Origin of the sequence: Burkholderia sp. AcTa6-5, from assembly GCF_017815075.1 — a bacterium.
GTDB classification, from domain to species: Bacteria; Pseudomonadota; Gammaproteobacteria; order Burkholderiales; family Burkholderiaceae; genus Burkholderia; species Burkholderia sola.
The window spans coordinates 82,114-96,521 of sequence record NZ_JAGIQE010000027.1; the positions used below are offsets into that span (position 1 = coordinate 82,114).

Sequence of the window (14,408 nt, forward strand, 5' to 3'; positions counted from 1 at the left end):
GTTGCGCCTCGACACAGGAGCATCGATGCCGAATCACGCCGAAGCCACGACGACGCAGGCGCCGCAAGTCGCGCCGATTGCCCCGACCATCGCGTCGGGTCCCGCCTTCATCGCGCCCGAAGCCGATCAGCAGGTCCTCGCGCGCAACAACCAGTACGTGCTGAAATCCGGCGACGCGTTCGTGGTCAGCGATGCGCTCGGCGACATCGGCGGGCATGACGACGGCCTGTTCGTCGACGACATGCGCGTGCTGTCGAAATGGCGCCTGACGTTCGGCGGCCGCGCGCCGTCGCTGCTGTCGGGCGCGACGAGCGCCGACAACGCGTCGTTCACCGCGCACCTGACGAACCGCCCGCTGCCGCCGCTCGGCGGCAAGGAGACGCCCGAGGGCGTGATCCATATCGAGCGCACGCGCGTGCTGGCGGGCGACGTGCTGTACGAAGCGCTGACGCTGACGAACTACGGCGCGAGCGAAGCCGAGGTGCCGCTGTCGCTGTCGTTCGCGGCCGATTTCAAGGACATGTTCGAAGTGCGCGGCACGCAGCGGCCGAAGCGCGGCACGGTGGGCGCGCCGCGCGTCGACGCGGGCGCGGTGCGGCTGCGCTACGACGGCCTCGACAGCGTGGAGCGCAACGTGACCGTGCATTTCTCGCCGGCGCCCGACGCGCTGTCGGTCGATCGCGCCGACTACACGCTGACGATTGCGGCGCAGGCGTGCGTGTCGATCTACCTGACCGTCGATGCGACGCTCGGGCCCGTGCAGGCCGAAGGGCCCGGATGCGGCCGCGTCGCGCTGCGCACCGCGCTGGTCGGCGTGCATCGCGAGATGCGGGCACGGCGCGAGTCGATGGCGCGCGTGAACACCGGCAATCCGCTGTTCGACGCATGGCTCGATCGTTCGCTCGCGGATCTCGGGCTGCTCACGACGCAGCTCGACACGGGGCCGTACCCGTATGCGGGCATTCCGTGGTTCTCGACGCCGTTCGGCCGCGACGCGATCATCACGTCGCTGCAGATGCTGTGGCTGCAGCCGTCGCTCGCGCGCGGCGTGCTGCGTTTTCTCGCCGAACATCAGGCGCGCGAGACCTCCGCGTTCCGCGACGCGGAGCCCGGCAAGATCATGCACGAGTTCCGCCGCAGCGAGATGGCCGCGACGGGCGAGGTGCCGTTCGCGCTGTACTACGGCGGCGTCGATACGACTCCGCTGTTCATCGTGCTCGCGGGCGCCTATCTCGAACGCACCGGCGACGATGCGCTGATCGACGAGCTGTGGCCCGCGCTCGAGCGCGCCGCGCAATGGGTGATCGACAAGTGCGACCGCAACCCGTACGGGTTGCTCGATTATCAGCGCACGTCGGAGCGCGGCCTCGCGAACCAGGGCTGGAAGGACAGCCACGATTCGGTGTTCCACGCGGATGGCCGTTTCCCGGACGGGCCGATCGCGCTCGTCGAAGTGCAGGCCTATGCGTGCGCGGCGCTCGACGCGATGTCGGCGTGCTCGCGTCGGCGCGGCCATGCGGCCGACGCGACGCGCTACGCGTTGCGCGCGAAGACGCTGCGCGACCAGGTCGATGCGCTGTTCTGGATGCCGGAAGGCGATTTCTACGGGATCGCGCTCGACGGTCATGGCGAGCTGTGCCGCGTGTTCGCGTCGAACGCGGGCCACCTGCTGGCATTCGGGCTGCCCGACGCCGAGCGCGGCGCGGCGGTCGCCGGCGTGCTCGGCTCGGCGCTGTTCCAGACGGGCTGGGGCATCCGCACGCTGGCGGCCGGCCAGCCGCGCTTCAATCCGATGGCCTATCACAACGGGTCGGTGTGGCCGCACGACAATGCGCTGATCGCGCGTGGCCTGGCGCGCTACGGCGACAAGACGGCCGCGGTGAATCTGCTGCGTGCGCTGTTCGAGGCGGCGGTGAGCTTCGAGATGCGCCTGCCGGAGCTGTTCTGCGGGTTCCCGCGCCGGCGCGGCGAACCGCCGACCGCGTATCCGGTGGCCTGCCTGCCGCAGGCGTGGGCGGCCGGTGCGCCGTTCATGATGCTGCAGGCGTGCCTCGGCGTGAGCATCGACGCGTCGCGCCACGAGGTGCGCGTCGAGCGCCCGGCATTGCCGGAAGGCGTCGACTGGCTGCGGATCGATGCACTGCGCGTCGGCGACGAAACCGTGTCGCTGACGTTCCGCCGCGTCGACGGCCAGGTCATCGCCGCGGCGGAGCAGCCGGGCCGCGTGCAGGTGGTCGCGGTGCTGTAGCGCGGTGTCGCGCGAACGTTGCGCGATGTCGCGCCACGTTCGCGCGCAGCGGCATAGAATCGTGACATGACCCTTGAACGATGGCGGAGGTAGACGATGACGACCGACAACCGGCCCGACGACGGCGAGCACAAGCTCGAGAATCTCGAAGCGGCGGTCGACCACCTGCACAAGTCGATCGAATCGCAGAGCATCGCGGTCGGCGCGGCGAAGGGCATCCTGTTCAGCCTGATCGAAACGCTCGGCGCACTGATCGGCGATCCCGATCTGCCCGAGCATGCGCGTTCCGGCTACGAAGCGCTGCGCGACAAGGCGAGCGAATTGCGCGGCGGCCTCGACCGTCACTGATGCACGGGCGGCGCACGCGCTGCCCGATTCGGTGGACGCGGCACAAAACCCCGTGCGCTCAATCAGTTAGGTGCCCGATACGCAGGATATCCACAAGCTTGCCAACACAATCTGTGGAGAACCGCCCGGCCTTGGGCCGGGCGCGCCGCGCGTGCACGGCGTGCGATTCGACGACCATTCCGGTGCCACACCATTGACCGGTCAAGGTCCGTGGATCGAATCCCCTTGTGTATCAAGATGTTACGCGTCCGATTGGACGGATATCCACAGGCTTGCCAACAAAATCTGTGGACAACTTGCAATCGATTGCGTCGCAATGGTTGACGATCCGGTCGGCAGGGGCTGCGTGCACGAAGCCCGCACGCAAAGGCTGCCCGCTCCATGTATCGGCACACTAATGCGTGCGCGATCAAGGGCTTAGGCGCCGGGTACCCAGGATATCCACATCCTTGCCAACACTTTCTGTGGACAAGCGAGGCCGCGTTACCCGGCCGGCGCCGTGCCGGCCGCTTCCGCGACGATCCAGTCGTGAAAGAGCGTCATCGCGGGCGTCAGCGGTTTCGATTTCAGCGACGTGAGCCAGTAGCCGCCCGCGCGCACGTCGATGTCGAGCGGCCGCGCGAGCTGGCCGAGCTGCAGTTCGCGCGCGAACATGCAGGCCGGCGCGAGCGCGACGCCCGCGCCCTGCATCGCGGCCTCGACCATCAGCCGCGACGAATCGAACACGGGACCGTTGACGGCCCACGGTTCGAGCTGCGCGGCGTCGAACCAGCCGAGCCACTCGTCGGTGCGGTACGAGCGCAGCAGCGTTTCGTTCGCGAGATCGGCCGGCTGCGCGATGCGCCGCGCAATGTCCGGCGCGCACAGCGCGGTGAGCGGCGCATCGAGCAGCCGCTCGTTGCGCGTCGCCGGCCAGTTGCCTTCACCGAAGCGGATCGCGAAATCGAGGCCCTCGCCGGCGAGATCGACGATGTTGTTGTTGGTCCGCAGCCGCAGCTCGACGAACGGGTGCGTGTCGCCGAACTGCTTCAGCCGCGGCATTAGCCAGCCTAGGGCAAAGGTGCCGACGACGCCGAGCGTCAACACCTCGTGGAAGCGTCCGCCGTCGAACTGCTTGAGCACCGTCTCGATGCGGCTGAACGCGTCGCTCAGCACCGGCAGCAGCGCGCGGCCCTCGTCGGTCAGCCCGAGACCGCGCGGCAGCCGCGTGAACAGAGCGCAGCCGAGCCGCTCCTCGAGCGAGCGCACCTGCTGGCTGACGGCGGCCTGGGTCACGCTCAGCTCGAGGCCGGCGCGCGTGAAGTTCAGATGGCGCGCCGACGATTCGAACGCGCGCAACGCATTGAGCGGAAGATGAGGGCGGAGCTTCGTCATAAGAATTTCTTTTGTCAGCGCTCAATTATCGTTGCTTGTCAGGCAACCGTAAAGTCTCGATAGTGCTGTCTCGGCGGCTGGCCGTTTTCAACGCGTCAACCACGTTGCGCCGCCATTCCACCATGAGACAACCGACATGACCTACTCATCGAAACGTCGAACCCTGTTGCTGGCCGCCGCGACGGCGCCGCTCGTTCTTACCGTCACCGCGTGCGCGTCGCGACAGGCCGCCGCGCCGGACGAAGCCACGGCGGCAGCGGCGGCTGCCGCGGATGTGATTGCGCCGGCCGCGGCGGCGGCGACGCTTGCCGACCTCGAGCGCGACGCGGGCGGCCGTCTCGGCGTGTGCGCGATCGACACGGCGAGCGGCCGGGTCATCGAGCATCGCGCGGCCGAGCGCTTCCCGTTCTGCAGCACGTTCAAGGCGATGCTGAGCGCGGCGGTGCTCGCGCGGAGCGTCGAGCGTCCGGGCTTGCTGCAACAGCGCGTGACGTATACGAAGGCCGACCTCGTCAACTATTCGCCGGTGTCGGAGAAGCATGTCGGCGCGGGCATGACGGTCGCCGCGCTGTGCGAGGCCACGATCCAGTACAGCGACAACTCGGCCGCGAACCTGCTGATGAAGCTGATCGGCGGCCCGTCGGCGGTGACCGCCTACGCGCGCTCGATCGGCGACGACACGTTCCGGCTCGATCGATGGGAGACCGAACTGAATACCGCGCTGCCGGGCGACCCGCGCGACACGACGACGCCTGCCGCGATGGCCGCCAGCTTGCGCGTGCTGACGCTCGGCGACGCATTGCCGGCCGCGCAGCGTGCGCAGCTCGTCGCGTGGCTGCGCGGCAACAAGGTCGGCGACAAGCGGATTCGTGCGGGCGTGCCGGCCGGGTGGACGGTCGGCGACAAGACCGGTACCGGCGACTACGGGACGACGAACGACGCGGGCGTCATCTGGCCGACGTCGCGCGCGCCGATCGTGCTGGCCGTGTACTACACGCAGGCTCGCGCCGATGCGCGGGCGAAGGACGACGTGATCGCGTCGGTCGCGCGGATCGTCGCGCAGACGTTCGGTTGAGCGGCACGGCACGGCACGCGTGGCGAGATCCGCGGGCGCGCCGTGCCGCAGTCGTGACCCGCGCGCTCAAACGTTGTGCGATCAACGACTTAGGTCGCGCATGCTCAGGATATCCACATGCTTGCCAACAAAAATTGTGGACAAGCTCGCGCGCGGCGGCGTCCGGCGTGCCGTACGTCACCGTGCCGCGTTTGAAGCAGCACGCACAATGTCTTTCGGATCAAGCGCTTGGCCGCGGTATGCGCAGGCTATCCACACGCTTGCCAACAAAAATTGTGGACAAGCAGGGTAGCCGGCGTGGCAGGCGGCGCGTCACGTGCCGACGCGGTACACAACCGCGCTTGCGCGGCCGTGTGCCGCTTTCGAAGCAGCGCGAACAAAGTCTTTCGGATCAAGCGCTTGGTCGCGGTATGCGCAGGCTATCCACATGCTTGCCAACACAATCTGTGGACAAGCCCGGCCGTCGCCGCGACGGTCAGGGCTGCCGATCGTCGACCGTGGGCCAGCGCACGAATGCGAACACCCACAACATGACGAAGTTCAGGATCGGCACGAACATCGTCAGGATCCACCAGCCCGAATGCCCGGTGCGCCGAACGATGCGCACGTACGGATAGATGACGACGGCGACGAGCACGAGTGAGACGACCAACTGCCACGCGGTGAAGTGTTCCATGGTCTTCCTCGGATTGGAATGTCGTCATGCGGTGCCGACGCAATGGCCGGCCCGGGGCGCCGACGCGCGTCGCCGGCGATGCGCGGCCGCGTGCGGCTTGCGTGATCTTGATGCGCGACGGGCGCGGGCGTCAAGGCATCGGCGGCGCGCTGCGATCGCATTGAAGCGTCCGTGTTCGCGCAGGCCGAATCCGCGCGCTGCCGAAACGGTGACACGCGACACGAACCATAGGCCGATCAACGAGTTAGCGCAGGCTTGCGCAGGATATCCACAAGCTTGCCAACACAATCTGTGGGTAAGTAGCGCATCGTCGTGGCATCGTGATGCGAAGTGCGGCGAAGCGGTGTGCGCGACGGCCATGACGCGCGCCGCGTCTGCATCACGCGTGCCAAAGTCCATCGGATCAAGGGTTTAGCGTCGCGGTGCGCAGGATATCCACAAGCTTGCCAACATTTTCTGTGGACAACTTTGACGGTGGCAGCGAACCCTTGTCAGGCGGGCAAGATAGACGATGCGGCGAAACGGGCGGGCTGCTTCAGGTCACTCCCCCACGATCCACCATCCCGCATGACGAATTGACATGCAACCCCGCTGGAGTTGCCCCTGTCATACCGGACGCGGCATTACAGTAAGGATTGCTGAATCCATCGAACGCCGGAACTCGCGAGGCGAGCGATGTTTCAGCGCGCTATGGGGATGCTTCTCGTTGTAATGCTCGAACGCGATGGCCAAATTGCGGGCAGCAGTCGCTGCGTCCGGCGTCGGCATGAAGGCGACGTAGTCGCGTTTCATCGCCTTCACGAAGCGCTCGGCCGTCCCGTTACTTTGCGGGCTGCACACCGGCGTGGTCAATGGCTTCAGGCCGATGGCCACTCCGAACCGGCGCGTGTCGTCAGCCGTGTAGCCCGAACCGTTGTCGCTCAGCCACTCGATTTCGGGCGGGGTATGTGTGTCTTGTTATCTCAAGAAGTCAGGATACCTATTGATATGGGTGGGATTTATCTCGACTTGTCGTGTGGTTGATGCGGTCTGCTGGTTGTTGTTCTGCTGGTGTGAATTTGCTTCGGCGGACGGCGCAAGCCATATGACGGACGAGCGTCCAGAAGGCTGCAATATGTCCGAGCCGCCCGATTGGGTTCGCGTGAGGCAGCAAGTCACTTGCCGTTGTTCGCTTGAGCCAGCCGCGGTTGTGCAGAAGTTGTGCATGCAACTTATATGCGGGGCATGTCCATTGTCGCGACAAAAGAAATCACACCCTGTGATTTTTGCTAGGTTTTTTTCAATTTCGGACGTGTCTTATGTGATTTTCTCCGAGTGCTCGGTAAATTCGACGCAGGAGAAATTCCGTTCGATGGAGATGAAACGTGCAGGACGATACCTCAGGCAAGGATGTCGCTCGCTTTGGCGATTCAACGGATCACGACGGCACGGTCATTCACGTCGCGGACAACGTTATGCGCGGGGGATTTCGGGCGTTGTCGAGTGGTGATGAATGCGGCAGTGGGGCAGTATTTGGCCTGCTTGGATCATCAGCGTCCCTTCGTGGCAGCGAGGCCCTTCGCGAGCTCGATGACAATAACGTTGCTGTGGAGGACGCAAATATTATTGCGTCACTGTACAGTCAATACCTCAGATTTCTCGATGATCCGCTTTCATTGGCCGAGTGGGCAATCTCTTATACACCGGAAGCCACGCCATCTGAGTTGCCCGTGCAGGCTGAACCGGGATTGGGTTTGCTCACTATGGTGGAGTTGCCGCCGCAACCGGTTAAGCCGGTTGCCAAGCTCCAGGGGATCATGGAGCTACTCAGGCCTCCGGTCAAACTTGAACAGCTGTTCGGCGACCTCAGTGGGGCACCGGACCTCTGTGAACCGGAGCAATGGAACGACGTGCTGAGTCTGTTCGCGCCTGCCGAATTCCTCGCAGCCGCATCACGCCATGCTGCCCAGCGGCCACCCGAACTGACGCGACGCGAACATCATATGGTCGCAATGGATAGCCCCGTGTCCCTGCCGGTCGGGTTGTTGCCTGATAGCGAAACGTCCTGACGAGTCAGTCTGCATACGCTCGCCGAGTAGCCCGATACGATCCATCTTATTGTCGGAATCACCATGTCCAACGCGTTTGACGTTCAGAAGCTATATCCCGTCATGCAGAAATTCAGCCGGCCCCGAACGCTCTCTATCAGTGGGGCGGCCGTTCCGTTATCGCACAATGGCGAACCTGTATTGCAATTGGTTGCGATCGAAGGCGAGGAAGAACTTTCCAAAATCTACACCTACGATTTGGAGGTTAAAACCTCGCTCGATGCGGGATTGAGTGACGAAGAGGCGGCGAATCTCAATACGCTCGACATGATTGGGAAGGAACTGACCGTCACCATCCAGCTTGACGGGATGGGCACTTTTGTCCCTGGAATGCCAGGGGCGACCGGTGCAGCAAACGTCGGACGCGGGTTACGCGAAATCAGCGGGATTATCACGGCAGTGAGTTTTTCCGGTCAGTCAAATCGACAGAGTAGATATCGACTCAAATTGCAACCGTGGATCGCGCTAGCTGAGAAACGCTCGGATTACAGGATTTTCCAGAATAAGTCTGTTATTGAAATCATTCACGAAGTGCTGAGCGACCACTACCTCTACTCGTGGGACATGCGGCTAAGCGAGTCCTATCCGAAGCTGGTCTATCAGGTCCAGTATGGCGAAACCGACTTTCATTTTATCCAGCGTCTAATGGAAGAAAACGGGATTTACTGGTTTTTCGAGCATTCAGATACCGTGCATCGCATGGTCCTGGTGGACCAGTTGGGGGCGCACAAGCCGGTTGACAGTGAAGCCTATCAGACGCTGTCGTACTATCCGCCAGGCCGCAGGGTTGATATGGAGCACATCGACAACTTCGATACGACTGCGCGTATCCAGTCAGGTCAGTGGACCACGAACGATTTCGACTTTACGCGGCCAAGGGCAAATCTGGAGGCACAGATTCAGTTGCCGCAGGACACCTCGCACAATACGCTTGAACGCTACGAGTGGCCCGGCGACTACACCGAGCGGGAGGCGGGGGAGCAGTTTGCACGGATACGCATGCAGGAAATGCGTGCCCTGGGTGAGCGGGGCACTGGCGGTGGGCATGTGCGGAACGTTGTGTGCGGGACGACTTTTACGTTGGCGGGCTTTCCGCAAGCCGGTGCAAACCGCGAATACCTTGTTATCCGGGCTCGGCTGGATGCGGCTGAACTCGACGGGGCAACCGATACCGGCGAATACCGGATTCGGACACGGTTTGAAGTGCAGCCGGCCACGACCGTTTTCCGTCCACCGCGCACGGTCAGCAAGCCACGCACAACCGGCCCGCAGACGGCCATTGTCACGGGGGCCGACGGGAGCGAAATCTACACGGACCAGTACGGCCGGGTGAAGGTGAAGTTCCACTGGGACCGCTCGCCAGTACATGATCAGACATCATCCTGCTGGCTGCGGGTCTCCTATCCGTGGGCAGGCAACAACTACGGGACCATCAGCGTTCCGCGGGTCGGATCGGAAGTGGTAGTGGACTTCGAGAACGGCGACCCTGACCGGCCATTTGTGACGGGGCGGCACTACAACGCGCACAACATGCCGCCGTGGGAGTTGCCCGCCAATGCGACCCAGAGCGGCACGCTGACGCGCTCCACCGATGAAGGCGGCTACGAAACCGCCAACGCGCTGCGGTTCGAGGACAGGAAAGGCAGGGAGGAAATATGGCTCCACGCCGAAAGGGATATGCGAACCGAAGTTGAAAACGATGAATCGCATACGGTTGGGCATGATCGCGCGAAGACAGTCGGACATGATGAATCGGTGACGATTGACAACGATCGTACGGAAAAAGTCGGCCGCGGCGAACAGGTCGAGATTGGTGTAGATCGTCGTCACACCATTGGCCAGGATGCGTTCCTTTCGGTTGGGCGCGATCACCGCATCCAGATCGGCAAGGATCGAATCGAGGAAACGGGCAACAATCGCAAGGACACCATTGCGGCCAACTTCCTGGTCACGACTGGCGGCAACGCGGAACACAAGGTGCAGGGGCGTCACCAGATCGAGGCGGGGCAGGCTATTGAGCGCAAGACCCGTATCTACCAGCTACAGGCGAGCGACAAGGCTGAAATCATCGGCCCAGCCGGAAAGATCACGCTCGACGGTGAGGGCGTCACGATTGAAGGAGTCCGGATCAAGCTGAAGGGGCCGGTCCAGACCGAGACCGGCTGGGTCAAGAATGCCCTGGACATGCGCTCAGACGTGAACAAGGGCGATCCGTTCACACCGGACTACTTCCCGTTTTCAGGCTGACGCCTGCCGTTCATTCCATCAAGGAACCGTGTCTCGTGATTGTGACTTTCCCGTTTGAAGACGATCCTTATTACAGCGCCCCGCAGCCAGCGTCTTACCCGCAGTCAGCCAGTGCCGCGCTGAGTACGCCAGCGCTTGTCCGCAAATATATTGATCTCGCGAAGCACGTCGCGGGAGGTGTATTCCCGGTAGGGCGCAACCGCTTCTGGCACGGCGGCGTACACCTGAGCGGAAAAAAGCCGGTGCGCGCGGTCGCGGACGGCACCATCGTCGCGTTCCGACTCGATCGGGACTATATTGACAGCGAACTCGACCGGCAGATCAAGGCGGCCGCACCCGTGAAGGCGTCAGCGTCGAAAGCCAAGCCACAGCCGTCACCGCCCCGACAGTTCAGCAGTAGCTTTGTACTGATTCGGCACGAGTGCGAGGTCGATAGAGGCGGCGGTGAAATGCAGCCCGTGGAGGGCGTTTCGCAGGGTGTCAGCGCGAGCATCCCCAGATACATCGGGGCACACTTCTACTCGCTCTACGCGAATCTGCTGCCGCAGAAGCAGTTGCAGAACAAGGCAGTCCTGCCGCCGTTTCTCACGACCACCAATACAATTGTTCCGGTTGCCGCGTTGCGCGGGGACGAAGTAACGGTAAGCGCGGTGATCGATGACGGGCACCACATGGTAAAGATCAGGATTACTGACATCAATACCCGCAACAGTGGCGAGGGATGGATCGAGCGCATGTATCTGGACGTGGAGCCAGGCGCTCCACTGAGGCCCGAGCAGAAAATCCGGCTGGGCTACCCCATTTCATTCATGTATTGCTGCCATCCTACGGAAAAGCGGTGGATGCCGTTGGACTGCACCTTCTCATTGGAGTATCCGGTCAGGGCCGGACAGGTGATCGGTTACGCCGGGATAACGGACGGTGATCTTGGCTCGGTGGCGGACAGCTTTCACTTCGAAATTTTTACGGGCGAGAACAAGTTGGTGAAGCAGATGAAGCCGCTTGTTCCGCTGAACATTAGCGACCCAAGTTCGTCGTACCAGGAATATGCGGATGGGCAGAAAAGCGATGGTATGGGGAAGGTGTGGTTGACGCGGAATGCAACGCTGGCAAAAGATGTTTTTTCAAGGGAAGGCAGATTATCCGCATCAAGCATGCAAGTGTTTCCAGCCGGCTCCTGCTTCTTTGGAGCGATACCCTGTGGGGTAGATGGAATGAAGCCTGATGTGGTTGGAAAACTTATATGTTTCAAGCTATTTGGCATGAATGGGAGTGCCTATTACGCGTACGCCGATCAAGCGAGGGCCGCATCCGATGGGCGGGAATTTGTCCGCGACGCGTGGGTGACGTTGACTACTGACAGTGACTGGGTAGCGCGGGGGTGGCAGACCTATAAGGATAACGAACTGAATACGACAGACGACGGCTTCGTTGAGGACGACGATGCGGTCATGCAGAAAATCCTGTCTGCCGCGCACAAGTCTTCTGCGAGCCTGAGTCTTGATGATCTTCATGCTGATGGCGTTGACGCGATCTTGCGCACCGCTGCTGTCCGGTTTCACACCGAATGGGACAGCAGTAACAACAGCAAGCGCTATGGCAAACTTCAGCAAGGCGGCCATCCGCCGCTTCCGCAATTATCCGACAGCCATTTCAAGACGTTCTTGCAGGATATTCAGCATCAGCAGTTCTGGAGCAACGCGAAGGTACAGCAGGACGGTGTGAACAATGCCATGAAGCCGCTATCCACGCCGATGGATGCGAAGAACTGGCATTTCCATCCAGTGGGCTTTCTGGCCCAGATGCGGGAATGTCTCGCAACGGACGCAACGCTGTCCGAGGAGGCGTTCGAACTGGAAATCCGGCAGAGCTGGATAACCTGCCTGAGGCTGATCGAGAAGCGCCTCAAACAACTCGCACCCTGGGCGGACGCCAACGCCGCCATGCCTGATGCGCCCTCGGCGCGGGCGCCAGTCGTCAGGGAATATGCGACTCTGCAAACGATTCACAATGTTGCTCATCACGATCTCTGGTCGAACTTCGAATACTGGTTTGGCGTAACGCCCAATGACATCGCTGCCCCGGAGACGTTGCACGGACAGCTTGCAGCCAAGCCTGCCGGGCATCACGTCCATAACTACCTGAAAGGCATGCGGGAGTTCTTCCGCCATATATCCATGCAGCGGGTGGTCAAGGGCGCACTGGGTTTTGAAGCAGGTGCCTATGTGCATCCGGGGGTGTATCCGGCAAAGGCACTCAAGCCTGCCCAATCAGGCTTCCGGATGGAATACGTCAATATCGCTTGCCAGTATGGTCCGTTCTTTCGAAGCTTTAATAACAGGGATCCGGTCGATCAGAACCGTATGGAAATCCAGTTGCACGAGGTGGCGCATTTGCAGAATACCGCTCATGCCAAGGACCAGAAGATCGACGTTAACGGGGCAGATGACCCTGACAAATACAACGGAAAGACCGCCTACGGGGCACGCGCGGCACGGGTACTCGCCGAGTTCACGCCCAACAGGGCGTTAGCTAATGCCGAAAGTATTGCATTTTTTATCGAGAGCGCAAAGGATGAAACCTGACCGTCTGACAATGAACGGCGTCCGCACCATTATTTCGATTGGAGGGATGGTGGCGCTGCTCGGCTGCTCGTCCCTTGCGGAACAGCAAGCGGCGCCGCCTTCGAACCAAACTACGAAAAGTTCTATGACCGACAAGCAAAGTGGAAACCAGACGGGCGTCGTGCCGAATGAGCGGGTAACGTGGGTCAAGAACCCGCTGATCACGCAGATCAGGTTTCATGACGGAAAGCTTGGCAGCAACTATGTCGAAATACGGTACTACACCACATACATAAATCCGAGCGATGGGGACGTTAAGACAACGGGCAAGCCCACGCCGGATGGTCCTGCAATGCGGTTGTATTCGGGAGGCAAGGAGATTAAGCCTGCCCCGCCTAAGTACAGTGGTATTGAGCCTTATGTCGCGGCTCCCCGGGACGAAGATATAAAGCGATCTACCTATGTGATGAAGGCAAAGGAGAAATGGGTAGGCGAGGTTGCAGACGAATTTGTGATCTTGAATACCCAGTTTCTTACTGGCACACACATTTATGAAGTCGTCTACTGGCATACGCAACTCGACTGGATCGACGTGCGCGAGGTTCTGGACCGTACCGATACGGGCAAGGGCAGGATGATGTATCCGATCACGGACAACGCACCGTCAAACCGCCTCTATTTCAAGGTCTACAAGCCGACCGATGAAGAAGCGCGTGAGGGGCGGCACATTGAATTCCTCGGCGAAGTGGATGCCCGTACGCAGGTCCCGGCGCTGCCGTACGCCCGTCCGGGTGACTACGCGCCAAAGACCGGCTATTGGGCCGCGACGGGCAAGAGCATCGAACGGCTCGGCGGCTATCACGAAGTGTTCGTGAAGGAAGGGGATTCACTGCCGAACCTGCCGGGGGACCGGGGTGTGGACCCCTTCAGCTTCCAGTGGAAGTATGTGGGCGAACAGAGTGCCGCCGCTGGAAAGTAACGGGTACTCGCCGAGTTCACGCCCAACAGGGCGTTAGCTAATTGCCGAAAGTATTGCTTTTTTATCGAGAGCGCGAAGGATGAAACCTGACCGTCTGACAATGAACGGCGTTCGCACCATTATTTCGATTGGAGGGATGGTGGCGCTGCTCGGCTGCTCGTCCCTTGCAGAACAGCAAGCGGCGCCGCCTTCGAACCAAACTACGAAAAGTTCTATGACCGACAAGCAAAGTGGAAACCAGACGGGTGTCGTGCCGAATGAGCGGGTAACCTGGGTCAAGAATCCGTTGATCACGCAGATCAGGTTCCATGACGCAATCGTACGTGACGACAGCATTAAAATACGGTACTACCTTTCCTATATCAATCCAAGTAAGCAGGACGTTAAATGGACCGGTAAGCCGACTCCTGACGCCCCCGAAATACGGCTGTATTCAGAGGGGCAGGAAATTCAACTTGCGCCTCCACGCAAGTCGAATGGCATTGAGCCATATGTGGCGTCTCCGCGAGATGAGGACATTAGATTGTATTCCTACGTTTTAAAGGCAGAGGAGAAATGGACGACAGATGGGCCAACCCAATTTGTAATCGAAAATACCCAGTTCATTACGGGCACACACATTTACGAAGTCGTCTACTGGCAAACCCAGCTCGACTGGATTGACGTGCGCGAAGTTCTGGACCGTACCGATACGGGCAAGGGCAGGATGATGTATCCGATCACGGACAACGCACCGTCGAACCGCCTCTATTTCAGGGTCTACAAGCCGACCGATGAAGAAGCGCGTGAGGGGCGGCACATTGAATTCCT

At 61.3% G+C, this 14,408-nt stretch carries 10 protein-coding genes and 1 pseudogene; 8 read left to right on the forward strand and 3 right to left on the reverse strand.

The window, feature by feature from the left end:
• Nucleotides 1-25 precede the first annotated feature (25 nt).
• Complete coding sequence (locus J8I33_RS28555; protein ID WP_209927460.1) at nt 26-2,248, forward strand: amylo-alpha-1,6-glucosidase; 2,223 nt, start codon at nt 26-28, stop codon at nt 2,246-2,248.
• A 96-nt stretch (nt 2,249-2,344) separates the two neighbouring features.
• The gene (locus tag J8I33_RS28560) at nt 2,345-2,596 is read left to right on the forward strand and encodes a hypothetical protein (protein WP_006482135.1); all 252 of its coding nucleotides are present in this window, start codon (nt 2,345-2,347) and stop codon (nt 2,594-2,596) included.
• A 483-nt stretch (nt 2,597-3,079) separates the two neighbouring features.
• Here the strand turns inward: J8I33_RS28560 and penR are convergent, their stop codons facing one another.
• Nucleotides 3,080-3,970, reverse strand: coding sequence for a beta-lactamase transcriptional regulator PenR (gene penR, locus J8I33_RS28565; RefSeq protein ID WP_209939543.1), 891 nt, complete (start codon nt 3,968-3,970; stop codon nt 3,080-3,082).
• 136 nt (nt 3,971-4,106) lie between these two features.
• On the opposite strand from penR, the gene blaPEN-B reads away from it, so the two are divergent.
• A complete protein-coding gene (gene blaPEN-B / locus J8I33_RS28570; protein WP_124640429.1) occupies nt 4,107-5,045 on the forward strand; it encodes a PEN-B family class A beta-lactamase in 939 nt (312 codons plus the stop codon).
• 475 nt (nt 5,046-5,520) lie between these two features.
• Here the strand turns inward: blaPEN-B and J8I33_RS28575 are convergent, their stop codons facing one another.
• Both J8I33_RS28575 and J8I33_RS28580 read right to left on the reverse strand, forming a co-directional pair.
• Nucleotides 5,521-5,721 carry a hypothetical protein gene (locus J8I33_RS28575; RefSeq protein WP_174971856.1) on the reverse strand — a complete coding sequence of 67 codons (201 nt, stop codon included), beginning with the start codon at nt 5,719-5,721 and terminating at the stop codon, nt 5,521-5,523.
• Nucleotides 5,722-6,327: 606 nt separating this feature from the next.
• A pseudogene (locus tag J8I33_RS28580) lies at nt 6,328-6,669 on the reverse strand (integrase core domain-containing protein); the annotation flags it as partial.
• A gap of 416 nt (nt 6,670-7,085) precedes the next feature.
• Here J8I33_RS28580 and J8I33_RS28585 point away from each other — a divergent pair.
• The 5 genes from J8I33_RS28585 to J8I33_RS28605 form a co-directional block, all read left to right on the forward strand.
• A complete protein-coding gene (locus J8I33_RS28585; protein WP_209939544.1) occupies nt 7,086-7,769 on the forward strand; it encodes a TagK domain-containing protein in 684 nt (227 codons plus the stop codon).
• A 63-nt stretch (nt 7,770-7,832) separates the two neighbouring features.
• Nucleotides 7,833-10,055, forward strand: a complete 2,223-nt coding sequence (gene tssI, locus J8I33_RS28590) for a type VI secretion system tip protein TssI/VgrG (RefSeq protein WP_245172516.1) — start codon at nt 7,833-7,835, stop codon at nt 10,053-10,055.
• 35 nt (nt 10,056-10,090) lie between these two features.
• Nucleotides 10,091-12,640 (forward strand): hypothetical protein, encoded by a 2,550-nt coding sequence (locus J8I33_RS28595; protein ID WP_209939545.1) that lies wholly within the window; start codon nt 10,091-10,093, stop codon nt 12,638-12,640.
• Nucleotides 12,630-13,598, forward strand: a complete 969-nt coding sequence (locus J8I33_RS28600; RefSeq protein WP_245172518.1) for a hypothetical protein — start codon at nt 12,630-12,632, stop codon at nt 13,596-13,598. Before J8I33_RS28595 ends, J8I33_RS28600 begins: the two co-directional genes overlap by 11 nt.
• A 79-nt stretch (nt 13,599-13,677) precedes the next feature.
• Nucleotides 13,678-14,408: hypothetical protein (locus J8I33_RS28605; RefSeq protein WP_209939546.1), on the forward strand; the 731-nt coding region annotated here is incomplete at its 3' end.